We start from the raw sequence: 16,002 nt of genomic DNA, 5'->3' as shown, positions 1-16,002 counted from the left end.
ATTCGCCAGACAGACGGGCGCGTTTAAGTTTAAATTCAGACAGGCGTGATATTCATTCGCCACTTTTGATTTTGAGCCCGCCCAATGCGTCGACTAGCCCGCCCCAAACCCATTCTCATTGTGCTTGCGCTGATCGCCCTGATCGGCGCCGGGGCCGTGGCGCAGCATTTTCGCCTGTTCGAGCGTGCCTGGTTCAACTGGCAGGCCTGGCGCCAGCCGACGGATGCGCGTTCCATTGGCCTGGCGGATTACCGCGTGGACTTGCAAGCCCAGGTGATCGAGGGGCTCGACGATGATGTCTCGGCCCTCACCTATGACCCGGTGCGCAAAAGCCTGTTTACCGTCACCAATAAAAACGCCGAACTGATCGAGCTGTCCCTGCAAGGCAAGATCCTGCGGCGTATTCCCCTGGTGGGCTTTGGCGACGCCGAGGCGGTGGAATTTATCAGCGACAACATCTACGTCATCACCGACGAGCGTCAGCAACGCCTGATCAAGGTGCATGTCGACGACGATACCCGCTTCCTCGATGCCGCCGATGCCGAACAAATGACCTTGGGCGTGCACGTCGGCGGTAACAAGGGGTTTGAAGGGTTGGCCTATGACTCGGCGGGCAAGCGCCTGTTCGTGGCCAAGGAGCGCGACCCGATGCTGATCTACGAGGTTCACGGGTTTCCCCATTTCAAACCGGAAAAAACCTACTCGGTGCACGTGATCAACAACCCCAAGCGTGACGCCGGGCTGTTTGTGCGCGACCTGTCGAGCCTGCAATACGACGAGCGCAGCGGCCATTTGCTGGCGCTGTCGGATGAGTCGTTCCTGGTGTTGGAGCTGGATATCGACGGTCGTCCGCTGAGCAGTCTTTCTCTACTCAACGGGCGTCATGGCCTGAGCAAGCGCGTGCCGCAGGCCGAAGGGATCGCCATGGACGACGAAGGCACGTTGTACCTGGTCAGTGAGCCGAACCTGTTCTACGTCTTCAAGAAACCCAACCCCTGACACACCGCCGAGCAAAAGTGTGTGAGGGGGCTTGCATCAGGCCTTGAGGGTTTTGACGCCTTCAGCGGTGCCCAGCAGCAGCACATCCGCCGGGCGCGCGGCGAACAGGCCATTGGTGACCACGCCGACAATCGCATTGATCTGCGTCTCGAGCTTCACCGGATCGGTGATCTGCATGTTGAACACGTCGAGGATGATGTTGCCGTTGTCGGTCAACACGCCTTCGCGGTATACCGGGTCACCGCCCAGTTTCACCAGCTCGCGGGCCACGTGGCTGCGGGCCATGGGGATCACTTCCACCGGCAGCGGGAAGGCGCCGAGTACCGGCACCAGCTTGCTGGCGTCGGCGATGCAGATAAAGGTCTTGGCCACGGCCGCGACGATCTTCTCGCGGGTCAGGGCCGCGCCGCCGCCCTTGATCAGGTTCAGGTGTTCGTCGCTTTCATCGGCGCCGTCGACGTAGAACTCCAGATCACTCACGGTGTTGAGTTCGTATACCGCAATGCCGTGGCCTTTGAGGCGCGCCGCGGTGGCTTCGGAGCTCGCTACCGCGCCATCGAACGCGCCCTTGTGGCGGGCCAGCGCATCGATAAAGCAGTTGGCGGTGGAGCCGGTGCCGACACCGACGATGCTCTTGTCGTCGAGTTTGGGAAGGATTAAATCGACAGCGGCCTGGGCCACTGCCTGTTTGAGTTGATCCTGGGTCATGCGGGCTCCGGAACGGGCGGGGAGTTATCGAGGGGCGCGAGTATAACCCAACAAAACCTCGGGATTCGTGTGGTCGTGCGGCCAAAAGCCGGGTTAGACTCCTCGGCCCTGCCCAACCCGCCCAGTGATGCTTTCCGATGCTCGAACAGTACGTCAAAAAGATTCTCACCTCGCGCGTTTACGACGTTGCCGTGGAAACACCGTTGCAGACCGCCCGCCAGCTCTCGGAGCGGCTGGGCAACAAGGTCTGGCTCAAGCGCGAAGACTTGCAGCCGGTGTTCTCGTTCAAGATTCGCGGTGCCTACAACAAGCTGACCCAGTTGAGCGCCGAAGAACGTGCGCGTGGCGTGGTCACGGCGTCGGCGGGCAACCATGCGCAGGGCCTGGCCCTGGCGGCCAAGGTGCTGGGGGTCAAGGCCACGATCGTGATGCCCAAGACCACGCCCGAAATCAAGGTCGAAGGCGTGCGCTCGCGTGGCGGCAAAGTGGTGTTGCACGGTGATTCCTTCCCGGAAGCCCTGGCCTACTCGCTCAAACTGGTCGACGAAAAAGGCTACGTCTACATCCACCCTTACGATGATCCACACACCATTGCCGGGCAGGGCACCGTGGCGATGGAGATCCTGCGCCAGCACCCGGGGCCGCTGGATGCGATTTTTGTTCCGGTGGGCGGCGGCGGGCTGATCGCCGGCATCGCGGCATATGTGAAGTACCTGCGCCCCGAGATCAAGATCATCGGCGTAGAGCCGGACGACTCCAACTGCCTGCAAGCGGCCATGGCGGCGGGCGAACGCGTGGTCTTGCCGACGGTGGGTATTTTTGCCGATGGCGTGGCGGTGGCGCAGATCGGCCAGCACACCTTCGATATCTGCAAAGACTATGTCGATGAAGTGATTACCGTGAGCACCGATGAAATCTGTGCGGCCATCAAGGACATCTACGACGACACCCGCTCCATCACCGAGCCTGCGGGCGCGTTGGGTGTGGCGGGCATCAAGAAGTACGTGGAGAGCCGTGGTGTCAGCGGCCAGACCTTCGTCGCCATTGATTCCGGGGCGAATGTCAACTTCGACCGCCTGCGCCACGTGGCTGAGCGCGCCGAGTTGGGCGAAGGCCGCGAAGCCATCATCGCCGTGACCATTCCCGAACAACCGGGCAGCTTCAAGGCGTTCTGCGAGGCCGTGGGCAAACGCCAGATCACCGAATTCAACTACCGCTATCACTCCGGCAGCGAGGCGCACATTTTTGTCGGCGTGCAGACCCACCCGGAAACCGACCCGCGCAGCGCGCTGATCGCCAGCCTCACAGAGCAAGGCTTCCCCGTGCTGGACCTCACGGAGAACGAGCTGGCCAAGCTGCACATTCGCCATATGGTTGGCGGGCATGCGGCGCACGTCAGCAACGAAGTGGTGTTTCGCTTTGAGTTCCCGGAGCGTCCGGGGGCGCTGTTCAACTTCCTTAACAAGTTGGGCGGGCGCTGGAACATCTCGATGTTCCACTATCGCAACCACGGCGCAGCCGATGGCCGTGTGGTGGCCGGCCTGCAAGTGCCGGCGAGCGAGCGTCACCTGGTGCCGGCGGCCCTGGAGGCGATTGGCTACCCGTACTGGGATGAAAGTGATAACCCGGCCTATAAACTGTTCCTCGGTTGAGCGACTACGCTGATTAGGGCGCGGCCTTTAAGGAAGACGACACATGGAAACCCTGATCACCCTGAAAGTTATCCACATCGCGGCCACCGTGGTGTTGCTGCTCAGCGGCCTCGGCCTGGCGCTGCTGGCCTGGCGCAAACGCAGCGCCGGCGCGGCGGTGACCGTGCAACGCCCGTGGGCGTTCGTGTGGTTGTTGATGGGCATATGCGTGGTGAGCATGCCGTTCACCGGCTGGTGGCTGGTGCACCTGACCGGCTGGCCGCTGGGGCAAACCTGGATCCTGGGCTCCAGCATCCTCTACACCGTCGCGGCGTTGGCCTGGTTCTGGCTGGTGGCGCGGCTTAATCGCCTGCGTAAGGGGGAGGGCGGCAGCTTGAATTTCACCCTGGTGCTGGCGGTGGTCAGCCTGCTGGGGTTTGTGGCGATTGCGGGGTTGATGGGGGCTAAGCCGGTTTAAGGCTTGAGACAGAGTTGCCTGCATCGGGAGCAAGCCCCCTCCCACATTTGAATGTATTCACACCTCAAAGTGTGGGAGGGGGCTTGCCCCCGATAGGGCCATCAGCTGCGCAGGGTCATCACCGGCCACCCACGCTTTTCGGCCTCGGCGCGCAAATTCGGGTCCGGATCCACCGCCACCGGGTGGGTCACCTGCTCCAGCAGCGGCAGATCATTCATCGAATCGCTATAAAAATAGCTGTCTTCCAAGCTATGCCCAGTCTCTTCGAGCCAACGATTCAAGCGCGTCACCTTGCCCTCGCGAAAGCACGGCACATCGGTACTGCGCCCGGTATAACGGCCATCTTGCATCTCGCACTCGGTGGCGATCAGGGTTTCGACACCCAGGCGTGCGGCAATTGGCGCGGTGACGAAACGGTTGGTGGCGGTGATGATCACCAGCTTGTCGCCGGCGGCGCGGTGTTTGGCCAGCAGTTCCACGGCCTTGGGCAACATGATCGGTTCGATGCAGTCGCGCATATAGTCGTTGTGCCACTCATCCAACTGGGTCATCTCGGTGCGGCCAAGGATTTCCAGGCAGAAGTTCAGGTAGGCGGCGTTATCCAGGCGGCCGGCAAGATAGTCCTGATAAAACTCGTCGTTGCGAGCCTTGTAGGCTACCGCGTCGAGAATCCCGCGTTCGCACAGGTAATCGCCCCACGCGTGGTCGCTGTCACCGCCGAGAAGGGTGTTGTCCAAGTCGAATAAAGCCAGGCGCATTGCAGTTACTCGCTGAAAAGTCTGTAAAAAGGCGTCCAGAATACGGTCTTTTCACAAGAGTGCACATAAGCTAAGAAGCCTCGTTGCCGCTGGAACAACCTTTGTGGAACAATGCGGCGACATGCGTTTGCGAGGTTGTTGCCGTGATCGACCCCGATGGTTTCCGTCCTAATGTCGGCATTATTCTTACGAATGACGCCGGACAGGTGCTATGGGCTCGCCGAATCAACCAAGATGCCTGGCAGTTTCCTCAAGGTGGAATCAACCCCGATGAAACCCCTGAAGACGCCTTGTACCGTGAGTTGAATGAAGAAGTCGGCCTTGAGCGTGAAGATGTGCAAATTTTGGCCTGTACCCGCGGTTGGTTGCGCTATCGTTTGCCGCAACGCCTGGTACGTACCCACAGCCAACCGCTGTGCATCGGCCAGAAGCAAAAATGGTTTCTCCTGCGCCTGATCTCTAACGAGCAGCGGGTGCGGATGGATTTGACCGGTAAACCGGAGTTCGATGGCTGGCGTTGGGTCAGCTATTGGTACCCGCTGGGCCAGGTGGTGACATTCAAGCGCGAGGTTTATCGTCGCGCTCTCAAAGAGCTTGCCCCGCGCCTTTTAGCGCGCGACTGACGACGGAGTTCGACCCCGAGCCATGCTCAATACGCTGCGCAAGATCGTCCAGGAAGTTAACTCCGCCAAGGATCTCAAGGCGGCGTTGGGGATTATTGTGTTGCGCGTCAAGGAAGCCATGGGCAGCCAGGTCTGCTCGGTTTACCTGCTGGACCCAGAGACCAACCGTTTTGTGCTGATGGCCACGGAGGGCTTGAACAAGCGCTCCATCGGCAAGGTCAGCATGGCGCCCAATGAAGGTCTGGTTGGCCTGGTGGGGACGCGTGAAGAACCCCTGAACCTTGAAAACGCGGCCGATCACCCGCGTTATCGCTACTTTGCCGAAACCGGCGAAGAGCGTTACGCCTCGTTCCTCGGCGCACCGATCATTCACCACCGCCGCGTTGTCGGCGTGTTGGTTATCCAGCAGAAAGAACGCCGCCAGTTCGACGAAGGTGAAGAAGCCTTCCTCGTGACCATGAGCGCGCAGCTCGCCGGCGTAATTGCCCACGCCGAAGCCACCGGGTCGATCCGTGGCCTGGGCCGCCAGGGCAAGGGCATCCAGGAAGCCAAGTTCGTCGGTGTGCCGGGTTCACCGGGCGCCGCCGTCGGTACGGCCGTGGTCATGTTGCCGCCGGCCGACCTCGATGTGGTGCCGGACAAGTCCGTCGACGACATCGACGCCGAGATCAAACTGTTCAAGACCGCCCTGGAAGGCGTGCGCGCCGACATGCGCAACCTGTCGACCAAGCTGGCGACACAACTGCGCCCCGAAGAGCGTGCGCTGTTCGACGTGTACCAGATGATGCTCGACGACGCGTCGCTGGGTAATGAAGTCAAGACCGTGATCAAGACCGGCCAGTGGGCCCAGGGCGCACTGCGCCAGGTGGTGACCGATCACGTCAACCGTTTCGAATTGATGGACGACGCCTACCTGCGCGAGCGCGCCTCGGACGTGCGCGACCTTGGCCGCCGGTTGCTGGCGTACCTGCAGGAAGATCGCTCCACCAACCTGGTCTACCCCGACAACACCATCCTGATCAGTGAAGAACTGACCGCCACCATGCTCGGCGAAGTGCCCGAGGGCAAGCTGGTGGGCCTGGTCTCGGTACTCGGTTCGGGTAACTCTCACGTCGCGATCCTGGCCCGGGCCATGGGTATTCCGACGGTGATGGGCCTGGTTGACCTGCCGTACTCCAAGGTCGACGGCATCGACATGATCGTCGATGGCCATCGTGGCGAAGTGTTCACCAACCCCAGCGAAGTACTGCGCAAGCAATACGCCGAGGTGGTTGAAGAAGAGAAACAACTGGCGCTGGGCCTCGATTCATTGCGCGAGCTGCCGTGCGTGACCACCGATGGCCACCGTGTGCCGCTGCTGGTCAATACCGGCCTGTTGGCTGACGTGGCCCGCGCGCAACAACGGGGCGCCGAAGGGGTGGGGTTGTACCGCACCGAAGTGCCGTTCATGATCAACCAGCGCTTCCCGAGCGAGAAGGAGCAGCTGGCGATCTATCGCGAGCAACTGCAAGCCTTCCACCCGCTGCCGGTGACCATGCGCAGCCTGGACATCGGCGGCGACAAGTCACTGTCGTATTTCCCCATCAAGGAAGACAACCCCTTCCTCGGCTGGCGCGGCATCCGCGTGACCCTCGACCATCCCGAGATCTTCCTGGTACAGACCCGCGCCATGCTCAAGGCCAGCGAAGGCCTGAACAACCTGCGCATTCTGCTGCCGATGATCTCCGGCACCCATGAGCTGGAAGAAGCCCTGCACCTGATCCACCGCGCCTGGGGCGAAGTGCGCGACGAAGGCGCCGACGTACCGATGCCGCCGATTGGCGTGATGATCGAAATCCCGGCGGCGGTGTACCAGGCCAAGGAATTGGCGCGGCAGGTGGACTTCCTGTCGGTGGGCTCCAACGACCTGACCCAATACCTGCTGGCCGTGGATCGCAACAACCCACGGGTGGCCGACCTTTACGACTACCTGCACCCGGCGGTGCTGCAAGCCCTGCAACATGTGGTGCGCGACGCCCATGCCGAAGGCAAGCCGGTGAGTATCTGCGGCGAAATGGCCGGCGACCCGGCGGCGGCGGTGCTGTTGATGGCGATGGGTTTTGACAGCCTGTCGATGAACGCCACCAACTTGCCGAAAGTGAAGTGGATGCTGCGCCAGGTTGAACTGAGCATGGCCAAGGACCTGCTGGCCGAGCTGATGACCATTGACAACCCGCAAGTTATCCACAGCTCGCTGCAGTTGGCGCTGAAGAATTTGGGGCTGACACGGATGATCAACCCGGCGTCTGCGAAAACCTTGTAACCGACGCTGATCAAAATGTGGGGGGCTTGCCCCCTCCCACATTCTTTTCAGGGTGTGGTTATAAATTGAGTTCGACCTCGCCCAACCGCCCACCCTGCGGCCCGAAACTGCGCTCCACCATCCGCCGTGTCCCATCGGCATTCACAATCAACGCCGTACTGGCCCGTGTTCCATAACTGGGGCTGGCGATAAACACGCTCGACAGCAGACTCTCGGTGGCCAGGCCCACGCCGGTATCCGGCAGCTCGGCAAACGGCGCTGTCTGCGGATCGCTCAGAACCTCCAATAGCGCTTCGGGCTGCGGATCGGTCAGCAATTCGCTCAGCGCGGCTTTGGCCTTAAGCAGTTTTGGCCAAGGCGTGTCCAGCCCTGCGTTGGATAACCCATACACGCCCGGTTTCAACTGCGTGGGCTCGGTGTGATTGGCGTTGTAGTGCCACAACTCATCCCGCGTCCCCACCAGCAGGTTGAACCCGGCATATTCAATCGAACGGCCGTTAACCTCGGCCAAATAATCCTCAATCGACAGCGAACCACTGAGAAACCGCGCCACCAATTCCCCGCGAGACTTGCGTGCCGGCGGCTGATGCGGATCACGGATATTGGTCAGGGCCGCAAATCGCCCTTCGGCATTGACCCCCAACCAGGTGCCGCCCGCTTCCAGATCGCGGCCGGCATAGACATGGGGCGCGTCCTCCCACTGGGCCAAGGGCAGGCTGGGGCGTGCATAAAACTCATCACGGTTGGCCGCGACGATCAGCGGTTGGGCGTGGCCCGGTCGCCAGGCGAAAACAATCAGGCACATCAGGCGATTTCCCTTTGTGTTTTTTTGCCACTCTACCCACTCAACCGCAGGCGTTCCATCGTATCCAGTTGGGTAGCACGCCTTCCATCCGTTAACATGCCGGACTTGATTCGGGGGCTCCCATGGAATTTCTGCTGTATTTGCTGCTGGGCGCCTGCGCGGGCGTGCTCGCGGGGCTGTTCGGCGTGGGCGGTGGGATTATCATTGTGCCGGTGCTGGTGTTCAGCTTCACCGCGCAGGGCTTCGACCCGCAGGTGCTGACCCATCTGGCCGTGGGCACGTCCCTGGCGACGATCATTTTTACTTCGGTCAATGCCGTGCGTGAGCACCACCGACGTGGCGCGGTGCGTTGGCCGATCTTCCTGTGGATGACGGTAGGCATTTTGATCGGCGCAGGCTTCGGCGCGCTGACGGCCGAGGCGATTTCCGGCCCGCACTTGCAGAAGATCATTGGCGTGTTCGCGCTGATCGTGGCCCTGCAATTGGGCCTGGATTTCAAACCCAAGGCCAGCCGCACGGTGCCGGGCAAGGTCGGGCTGACCCTGGCCGGTACGGTGATCGGCTGGGCCTCGGCGATTTTCGGCATCGGTGGCGGCTCGCTGACCGTACCGTTCCTGACCTGGCGCAGCGTGCCCATGCAACAGGCGGTGGCCACCTCGTCGGCCTGCGGCCTGCCGATCGCCCTGGCGAGTGCATTAAGTTTCATGATTCTGGGCTGGCACGACCCGCTGTTGCCCGCTCATAGTCTGGGGTTCGTGTATTTGCCGGCGCTGCTGGGCATTGCCTTGACCAGCATGGTGTTTGCGCGCTTTGGCGCACGCCTGGCGCACCGGTTGTCGCCACGCCTGTTGAAGCGGCTGTTCGCCGGCCTGCTGTTCTGCGTCGGTATAAACTTTCTGATTTAACGGCAATAGCTGTAACGCACGCTTAATCGCGCCCGGGCATGGTCCGGTCGCTATCACGAATGAGTTAACGAGGAGTCGCAATGCTGCCTTACCCGCAGATCGACCCGGTGGCCCTGGCCATCGGTCCGCTGAAAATCCACTGGTACGGGTTGATGTACCTGATCGGCATCGGCGGTGCCTGGCTGTTGGCGTCTCGGCGCCTGAACCGTTTCGACCCGACCTGGACCAAGGAGAAACTCTCCGACATGGTGTTCTGGCTGTCGATGGGGGTGATTGTCGGCGGGCGTCTGGGGTATGTGTTGTTCTACGATCTTCCGGCGTATATCGCCAACCCGATGCTGATTTTCGAAGTGTGGAAGGGCGGCATGGCGTTCCACGGTGGCTTCATCGGTGTGATGATCGCCGCCTGGTGGTTTGGCCGGCGCAACGGCAAATCGTTCTTCGAACTGATGGATTTCGTCGCGCCATTGGTGCCGATCGGCCTGGGCGCCGGGCGTATCGGTAACTTCATCAATGCCGAGCTGTGGGGCAAGCCGACCGACGTGCCGTGGGCCATGGTCTTCCCGCCGTTCAGCGACCCGGCGCAACTGCCGCGCCATCCGTCGCAGTTGTACCAGTTCGCCCTGGAAGGTGTGGCGCTGTTCCTGATCCTTTATCTGTTCTCGCGCAAGCCACGCCCGACCATGGCGGTGTCCGGTATGTTCGCGTTGTTCTACGGGATCTTCCGCTTTATCGTCGAGTTCGTGCGTGTGCCGGACGCACAGCTGGGCTACCTGGCGTGGGGCTGGTTGACCATGGGGCAGGTGCTCAGCATGCCGATGATTCTCGTGGGCCTGGGCCTGCTGTGGTGGGCGTACAATCGCCCGCAACCGTTGAAGAACACCGCGCTTTGAATTCGAACGCCGGGGCCTGCGAGGTCTCGGCTTCAACGATACAGGTAATGATATGAAGCAATATCTCGAGCTGCTGAACGACGTCGTGACCAATGGCCTGACCAAGGGCGATCGCACCGGCACCGGCACCAAGGCTGTGTTCGCCCGTCAGTATCGGCATAACCTGGCCGACGGTTTCCCGCTGCTGACCACCAAGAAGCTTCACTTCAAAAGCATCGCCAACGAGCTGATCTGGATGTTGAGCGGCAATACCAATATCAAGTGGCTAAACGAAAACGGCGTGCGCATCTGGGACGAATGGGCCACCGAAGACGGCGACCTGGGCCCGGTATACGGCGAACAGTGGACCGCCTGGCCGACCAAGGACGGCGGCACGATCAATCAGATCGACTATATGGTTCATACGCTCAAGACCAACCCTAACAGCCGCCGCATCCTGTTCCACGGCTGGAACGTCGAATATCTGCCGGACGAAACCAAGAGCCCCCAGGAAAACGCGCAAAACGGCAAGCAAGCCCTGCCGCCGTGCCATTTGCTGTACCAGGCATTCGTGCATGAGGGGCATCTGTCGATGCAGTTGTACATTCGCAGTTCCGATGTGTTCCTCGGCCTGCCGTACAACACGGCGGCCCTGGCCCTGCTCACCCATATGCTGGCCCAACAGTGCGACCTGATCCCCCACGAGATCATCGTCACCACCGGCGACACCCACGCCTACAGCAACCATATGGAACAGATCCGCACCCAGCTGGCGCGCACGCCGAAGAAGCTGCCGGAACTGGTGATCAAGCGTAAGCCTGCGTCTATCTACGATTACAAATTCGAAGATTTTGAGATCGTGGGCTACGACGCCGACCCAAGCATCAAGGCCGACGTCGCGATCTAAAGCCGGTCACGGCTCAAGTGTGGGAGCAAGCCCCCTCCCACATTTGAACTGCGTTCGCTTGAATTAATGGCCATGGCTTCTGCCCACATGCGAAGGCTCAGCCTCGCTGGCCTGCACACTTCCGCTGACCTCCAGCCGTTGCAAAATCCCGCACTGCTCCCCACCCCCACAGCGCTGGCGCAGGTCCAGCAGTTGCTCCTGCAACGCCAACAGCCCATCGATCCGCGCTTTTACGTGATGGATGTGTTCGTCGATCAACGCATTCACGCTTTCGCACTGGTCCTGAGGGCTGTCGCGCAGGCTGAGCAGGCTGCGGATTTCTGCCAGGGTCATGTCGAGGCTGCGGCAGTTACGGATAAAGACCAGCCGTTCGGTGTGCGCCTGGGTGTACACGCGGTAGTTGGCGTCAGTGCGTGCCGGGGGCGGCAGCAGGCTTTCTTTCTCGTAATAGCGGATGGTTTCCACCGGGCAATCGGTGAGTTTGGCCAGTTCGCCGATCTTCATCGCAGCAATCTCCAAATGGGTGCTTGACCCTATAGTGGCTACAGGGTCTTTACTTGGCAACAGGCACCTTTATGGACGCGACCTGATGAGCGATTCCCTGCACACCCCACACAAACACGACCATGACCACGGCGAGAAGAAGCTGACGCCCGTGCATAACCACGGCCACGGCGGCGCCTGTTGTTCCGGCACGCCGGCCCCTGCGGTGGTGCAACTGAGCGAAGCGCCTACCGCCGGCTCACGCCTGAGCACATTCCGTATCGAGGCCATGGACTGCCCCACCGAGCAAACACTGATCCAAAACAAGCTGGGCAAGCTGGCCGGCGTGCAGCAGTTGGAATTCAACCTGATCAACCGCATCCTCGGCGTCACCCATGACCTGCCGAGCACGGCGCCGATCATCGACGCGATCAAATCCCTCGGCATGCAGGCCGACCCGATTGAACAAGGCACACCGGCCGCCGAGCCGCCCGCCAAGAAACACTGGTGGCCGCTGGCGTTGTCCGGCGTAGGGGCGTTGGCGGCCGAAGTACTGCACTTCACCAACGCTGCGCCCACGTGGGTGATTGCCATCGTGGCGCTGGTGTCGATCCTCAGCGGCGGCCTCACCACCTACAAAAAGGGCTGGATTGCCCTGAAAAACCTCAACCTGAACATCAACGCGTTGATGAGCATCGCTGTCACCGGCGCGGTGCTGATCGGCCAATGGCCGGAAGCCGCCATGGTGATGTTCCTGTTCACCGTGGCCGAACTGATCGAAGCCAAGTCCCTGGACCGTGCGCGCAATGCCATCAGCGGCTTGATGCAGATGACGCCGGAGCAGGCGACGGTGCGACAGGCTGACGGCAGTTGGGCGGAACAGGAGGTCAAAAACGTCGAAATTGGGGCTATTGTGCGGGTAAAGCCAGGCGAGCGGATTGGCCTGGACGGAGAGGTCACGGTAGGTCAATCCACCATTGACCAAGCGCCGATTACCGGCGAAAGCCTACCGATTGAAAAGACCGTGGGCGACAAAGTCTTCGCCGGCACCATCAACCAGGCCGGTTCCCTGGAATACGCCGTGACGGCAGCGGCCAACAACTCGACGCTGGCGCGGATCATCCACGCCGTTGAGCAGGCCCAAGGGGCCCGCGCACCGACTCAGCGCTTCGTTGACAGTTTTTCCAGGGTCTACACCCCGGCGGTGTTCCTGTTTGCCCTGGGTGTGGCGGTTATCCCGCCGCTGTTCATGGGCGGTATGTGGTTCGACTGGGTCTACCGCGCCCTGGTGCTGCTGGTGGTCGCATGCCCCTGCGCGCTGGTGATTTCCACCCCGGTGACCATCGTCAGCGGCCTGGCGGCGGCGGCGCGCAAAGGCATCCTGATCAAGGGCGGCGTGTACTTGGAAGGCGGTTACAAGCTCGACTACCTGGCGCTGGACAAGACCGGCACGATTACCCACGGCAAGCCGGTGCAAACCGATTACCTGGCACTGTTCCCCAACGTTGAAGACCACGCGCAGGCCTTGGCCGCGAGCCTGGCCGGGCGGTCGGACCACCCCGTGTCGCTGGCCATCGCCAACGCGGCTGTGGATAAACACCTGCCGACCCACACGGTGGATAACTTCGAAGCCCTGGCCGGTCGGGGTGTGCGCGGTGATATCAACGGCCAGACCTACCACTTGGGCAATCACCGTCTGGTGGAAGACCTTGGCCTGTGTTCATCGGCGCTGGAAGAAAAACTCTTCGCCCTGGAGAAACAAGGCAAGTCCGTGGTGCTGCTGCTCGACAAGTCCGGCCCGCTGGCACTGTTCGCCGTGGCCGACACGGTCAAGGACAGTAGCCGCGAAGCCATCCAGCAACTGCACGAGCTGGGCATCAAGACCCTGATGCTCACGGGCGACAACACCCATACCGCCCAGGCGATTGCGGCTCAGGTGGGCATCGACCAGGCCCAGGGCGACCTGTTGCCCACCGACAAATTGCACGCCATCGAAACCCTCTACAGCCACGGCAGCCGCGTGGGCATGGTGGGTGACGGCATCAACGACGCCCCGGCGCTGGCCCGCGCCGAAATTGGCTTTGCCATGGCCGCCGCCGGCACCGACACCGCCATCGAGACCGCCGACGTGGCGCTGATGGACGATGATTTGCGCAAGATCCCGGCTTTCATTCGGTTGTCGCGGCAAACGTCGAGTATCCTCAAGCAGAACATCGCCCTGGCGTTGGTGATCAAGGCCATCTTCCTGGCAGTCACGTTCCTGGGCATGGCCACCATGTGGATGGCCGTGTTCGCCGACATGGGCGTGAGCCTGCTGGTGGTGTTCAATGGCCTGCGCCTGTTGCGCAAATGAGGATGAGAGGGTGGTGTGCTGAGTGCTGAGCTGAAGGCGTTTTTCATGGTCGCCCGCCTGGGCAGCATCACCCAGGCGGCGAAAAAACTCGGCCTCAGCCAGCCCACGGTTACCACCCAGATACGCAACCTGGAAAGTCATTACGGCGTCGAGCTGTTCTACCGTGGCGGCCGCCGCCTTACCGTCAGCGACGAGGGCGCGCGGCTGTTGCCGATGGTCAAGGCGCTGTTGCAGCAGGAAGCGGATATCGAATTTTTCCTGCGCAACAACGGCCAGGTCCAGGGCGCCTTGCGCATTGCGGCAACGGCGCCGTATTACATTCTTGATCTGGTCAAAGCCTTTCGCGAGCGCCTGCCGCAAGTGGACGTGTCGGTAGAAATCGGCAACTCCCAACAAGTCCTCGAAGCGTTGGACGAATACCGCGTCGATGTCGCCGCCTCGTCGCAGTTGCTCGAAGACCCGCGCCTGATCCGCCGTGTGCTCGGTACCGACCCCCTGGTGCTGGCGGTGCACCGCAATCATCCCCTGGCCCAGCACGAGCATGTGCCGTTGACCGCACTGGCCGGGCACACGTTGTTGATGCGCGAAGCCGGTTCCACGACACGGCGCCTGACCGAAGAGATGTTGCAAGGGGCCGGCGTCAGCTGCGGCCCGCTGCTGGAAATCGGCAGCCGCGAATCGATCCGCGAGGCCGTGCTGCGCAATATCGGCATCAGCATCATTGCCCGCCAGGAAGTGCCTCATGACCCGCAACTGCGGGTGCTGACCTTGGAGAATGCGCCGCAGATCGCGGAGTATCTGTACTGCCTCAAAGAGCGCAAAGCCGCGCGGCTGCCGGCGGCGTTCCTCGGGTTGGCGCAGGAGATGTCGCCGCTCTGAAGCGTTGTGGTGGCCTTTGGGCCAATCGGGAGCAGGCCCCCTCCCACATTTGAAGGTATTCACACATCAAAATGTGGGAGGGGGCTTGCTCCCGATAGCGGCACACCAGGCAAGCCCTTCCACAAGTCCTACACAAATCCACCAATACCACTATTGCTCCCTTTTGCCTTCCTGCCACACGAGCGACGCATTGCCTGCCTAGCATGGCCTTCATCCGTTTGATGAGGTGCCACCATGAACACAGCCCTGAGCCAACCCGGCGCGCCGATGAAGGTGCGCGGTATCCAGAAACGCTTCGGCGCCTTTAACGCGCTGGACAACGTGTCTCTGGATGTCGCCGCCGGCGAGTTGGTGTGCCTGCTGGGGCCGTCCGGTTGCGGCAAGACCACGTTGCTGCGCTGCATCGCCGGCCTGGAGCGCCAGGACAGCGGTGAGCTTTACCTGGGCCACCGCGATGTTTCCCTGCTGCCGCCGCAGGCCCGGGACTACGGTATTTTGTTCCAGTCCTACGCGCTGTTTCCCAACCTCACCGTCGAAGCGAACATTGGCTACGGCCTCACCGGCAGCGGCCGCGATGAAGCGCGCAAGCGCGTCGGGCAGATGCTCGAACTGGTCGGCTTGCTGGGCAGCGAAAAGAAATACCCAGGCCAACTCTCCGGCGGCCAGCAGCAGCGGGTGGCTCTGGCCCGCGCCTTGGCCCCGGCGCCGTCATTATTGTTGCTCGACGAGCCCATGTCGGCCCTCGATGCCCGCGTGCGTGAGCACCTGTGCACCGAGCTGCGCCAACTGCAGCGGCGCCTGGGCATCACCACCTTGATGGTCACCCATAATCAGGACGAGGCCATGTTGATGGCCGACCGCATCGCTGTGATGAACAACGGCAAGGTCGAGCAATACGCCACGCCCCAGGAGATTTACGACCGCCCGGCCACGCCGTTCGTGGCGGAGTTTGTCGGCCAGGGCAACTGGCTGCCATTCAGCCGCAGCAGCGCCAGCCATGCCCAAGTCGGCGGGATGAACATGCGCCTGGCCGATGATGCCGGCGGGGCCAGGTCCGGTCGTCTGTTCTGCCGCCCGGAAGCCATCAGCGTGAACCCCCCTGTGCATGAAGAAAACCTGTTCCCGGCCAAGGTGCGCGAGATCACCTTCCTCGGCAACCGCTGTCGCATGAGCTTTGAGCTGGAGCAATTGCCCGGTCACCCGCTGCTGGCCGAGCTGGCTCCCGAAGCCATGCCGCGCCTGGGCGCCCAGGACATTTGGGTGGCCCTGCCGCCACGCAGCCTGCAGGTGTTTGCCTGA

Annotated in this window: 15 protein-coding genes; 11 read left to right on the top strand and 4 right to left on the bottom strand. The window is 61.7% G+C overall.

The window, feature by feature from the left end:
- Positions 1-84: 84 nt before the first annotated feature.
- Positions 85-999 (top strand): SdiA-regulated domain-containing protein, encoded by a 915-nt coding sequence (locus tag KSS96_RS27240; RefSeq protein WP_017530917.1) that lies wholly within the window; start codon positions 85-87, stop codon positions 997-999.
- 36 nt (positions 1,000-1,035) lie between these two features.
- Here KSS96_RS27240 and rpiA read toward each other — a convergent pair whose 3' ends face one another.
- The gene (gene rpiA / locus KSS96_RS27235; protein WP_017530918.1) at positions 1,036-1,707 is read right to left on the bottom strand and encodes a ribose-5-phosphate isomerase RpiA; all 672 of its coding nucleotides are present in this window, start codon (positions 1,705-1,707) and stop codon (positions 1,036-1,038) included.
- A 137-nt stretch (positions 1,708-1,844) separates the two neighbouring features.
- Here rpiA and ilvA point away from each other — a divergent pair, with 137 nt between their 5' ends.
- Both ilvA and KSS96_RS27225 read left to right on the top strand, forming a co-directional pair.
- Entirely contained in the window at positions 1,845-3,359 is a 1,515-nt protein-coding gene (ilvA, locus tag KSS96_RS27230) for a threonine ammonia-lyase, biosynthetic (RefSeq protein ID WP_017530919.1), read from the top strand.
- 43 nt (positions 3,360-3,402) lie between these two features.
- A complete protein-coding gene (locus KSS96_RS27225; protein ID WP_017530920.1) occupies positions 3,403-3,816 on the top strand; it encodes a DUF2269 family protein in 414 nt (137 codons plus the stop codon).
- A gap of 101 nt (positions 3,817-3,917) precedes the next feature.
- Here the strand turns inward: KSS96_RS27225 and KSS96_RS27220 are convergent, their stop codons facing one another.
- On the bottom strand, positions 3,918-4,574 hold the full coding sequence (locus KSS96_RS27220) for a histidinol-phosphatase (protein WP_217855534.1): 657 nt from the start codon (positions 4,572-4,574) through the stop codon (positions 3,918-3,920).
- A gap of 143 nt (positions 4,575-4,717) precedes the next feature.
- On the opposite strand from KSS96_RS27220, the gene KSS96_RS27215 reads away from it, so the two are divergent.
- Together KSS96_RS27215 and ptsP are read left to right on the top strand one after the other, a co-directional pair.
- Positions 4,718-5,197, top strand: coding sequence for an RNA pyrophosphohydrolase (locus KSS96_RS27215; protein WP_003176750.1), 480 nt, complete (start codon positions 4,718-4,720; stop codon positions 5,195-5,197).
- A gap of 22 nt (positions 5,198-5,219) precedes the next feature.
- Positions 5,220-7,499, top strand: a complete 2,280-nt coding sequence (gene ptsP, locus KSS96_RS27210) for a phosphoenolpyruvate--protein phosphotransferase (protein ID WP_017530922.1) — start codon at positions 5,220-5,222, stop codon at positions 7,497-7,499.
- 58 nt (positions 7,500-7,557) lie between these two features.
- Here the strand turns inward: ptsP and KSS96_RS27205 are convergent, their stop codons facing one another.
- On the bottom strand, positions 7,558-8,304 hold the full coding sequence (locus KSS96_RS27205; protein WP_017530923.1) for an NRDE family protein: 747 nt from the start codon (positions 8,302-8,304) through the stop codon (positions 7,558-7,560).
- A 122-nt stretch (positions 8,305-8,426) separates the two neighbouring features.
- Here KSS96_RS27205 and KSS96_RS27200 point away from each other — a divergent pair, with 122 nt between their 5' ends.
- The 3 genes from KSS96_RS27200 to KSS96_RS27190 all read left to right on the top strand — a co-directional run bounded on the left by KSS96_RS27200 (position 8,427) and on the right by KSS96_RS27190 (position 10,988).
- The gene (locus tag KSS96_RS27200; RefSeq protein ID WP_017530924.1) at positions 8,427-9,209 is read left to right on the top strand and encodes a sulfite exporter TauE/SafE family protein; all 783 of its coding nucleotides are present in this window, start codon (positions 8,427-8,429) and stop codon (positions 9,207-9,209) included.
- 80 nt (positions 9,210-9,289) lie between these two features.
- A complete protein-coding gene (lgt, locus tag KSS96_RS27195; RefSeq protein ID WP_017530925.1) occupies positions 9,290-10,102 on the top strand; it encodes a prolipoprotein diacylglyceryl transferase in 813 nt (270 codons plus the stop codon).
- 52 nt (positions 10,103-10,154) lie between these two features.
- On the top strand, positions 10,155-10,988 hold the full coding sequence (locus KSS96_RS27190; RefSeq protein ID WP_017530926.1) for a thymidylate synthase: 834 nt from the start codon (positions 10,155-10,157) through the stop codon (positions 10,986-10,988).
- A 63-nt stretch (positions 10,989-11,051) separates the two neighbouring features.
- Here the strand turns inward: KSS96_RS27190 and cadR are convergent, their stop codons facing one another.
- Positions 11,052-11,492 (bottom strand): Cd(II)/Pb(II)-responsive transcriptional regulator, encoded by a 441-nt coding sequence (gene cadR, locus KSS96_RS27185; RefSeq protein ID WP_217855532.1) that lies wholly within the window; start codon positions 11,490-11,492, stop codon positions 11,052-11,054.
- 85 nt (positions 11,493-11,577) lie between these two features.
- Between cadR and KSS96_RS27180 the strand changes: the two genes are divergently transcribed.
- The 3 genes from KSS96_RS27180 (at position 11,578) to KSS96_RS27170 (ending at position 16,002) form a co-directional block, all read left to right on the top strand.
- On the top strand, positions 11,578-13,824 hold the full coding sequence (locus KSS96_RS27180; RefSeq protein ID WP_065879299.1) for a heavy metal translocating P-type ATPase: 2,247 nt from the start codon (positions 11,578-11,580) through the stop codon (positions 13,822-13,824).
- A gap of 15 nt (positions 13,825-13,839) precedes the next feature.
- Positions 13,840-14,703 carry a LysR family transcriptional regulator gene (locus KSS96_RS27175; RefSeq protein WP_217855530.1) on the top strand — a complete coding sequence of 288 codons (864 nt, stop codon included), beginning with the start codon at positions 13,840-13,842 and terminating at the stop codon, positions 14,701-14,703.
- A 234-nt stretch (positions 14,704-14,937) separates the two neighbouring features.
- Complete coding sequence (locus KSS96_RS27170) at positions 14,938-16,002, top strand: putative 2-aminoethylphosphonate ABC transporter ATP-binding protein (RefSeq protein ID WP_017530930.1); 1,065 nt, start codon at positions 14,938-14,940, stop codon at positions 16,000-16,002.

The organism is Pseudomonas asgharzadehiana, assembly GCF_019139815.1.
Taxonomy (GTDB): Bacteria; Pseudomonadota; Gammaproteobacteria; order Pseudomonadales; family Pseudomonadaceae; genus Aquipseudomonas; species Aquipseudomonas asgharzadehiana.
The sequence above is the reverse complement of the archived record's forward strand: the minus strand, read 5'-3'. Positions and strand labels throughout refer to the sequence as shown.

Bases quoted from the DNA above. Each gene is read 5' to 3' on its own strand.
- KSS96_RS27240 (WP_017530917.1), top strand. From the start codon at position 85: ATGCGTCGACTAGCCCGCCCCAAACCCATTCTCATTGTGCTTGCGCTG.
- rpiA (WP_017530918.1), bottom strand. From the start codon at position 1,707: ATGACCCAGGATCAACTCAAACAGGCAGTGGCCCAGGCCGCTGTCGAT.
- ilvA (WP_017530919.1), top strand. From the start codon at position 1,845: ATGCTCGAACAGTACGTCAAAAAGATTCTCACCTCGCGCGTTTACGAC.
- KSS96_RS27225 (WP_017530920.1), top strand. From the start codon at position 3,403: ATGGAAACCCTGATCACCCTGAAAGTTATCCACATCGCGGCCACCGTG.
- KSS96_RS27220 (WP_217855534.1), bottom strand. From the start codon at position 4,574: ATGCGCCTGGCTTTATTCGACTTGGACAACACCCTTCTCGGCGGTGAC.
- ptsP (WP_017530922.1), top strand. From the start codon at position 5,220: ATGCTCAATACGCTGCGCAAGATCGTCCAGGAAGTTAACTCCGCCAAG.
- KSS96_RS27205 (WP_017530923.1), bottom strand. From the start codon at position 8,304: ATGTGCCTGATTGTTTTCGCCTGGCGACCGGGCCACGCCCAACCGCTG.
- KSS96_RS27200 (WP_017530924.1), top strand. From the start codon at position 8,427: ATGGAATTTCTGCTGTATTTGCTGCTGGGCGCCTGCGCGGGCGTGCTC.
- lgt (WP_017530925.1), top strand. From the start codon at position 9,290: ATGCTGCCTTACCCGCAGATCGACCCGGTGGCCCTGGCCATCGGTCCG.
- KSS96_RS27190 (WP_017530926.1), top strand. From the start codon at position 10,155: ATGAAGCAATATCTCGAGCTGCTGAACGACGTCGTGACCAATGGCCTG.
- cadR (WP_217855532.1), bottom strand. From the start codon at position 11,492: ATGAAGATCGGCGAACTGGCCAAACTCACCGATTGCCCGGTGGAAACC.
- KSS96_RS27180 (WP_065879299.1), top strand. From the start codon at position 11,578: ATGAGCGATTCCCTGCACACCCCACACAAACACGACCATGACCACGGC.
- KSS96_RS27170 (WP_017530930.1), top strand. From the start codon at position 14,938: ATGAACACAGCCCTGAGCCAACCCGGCGCGCCGATGAAGGTGCGCGGT.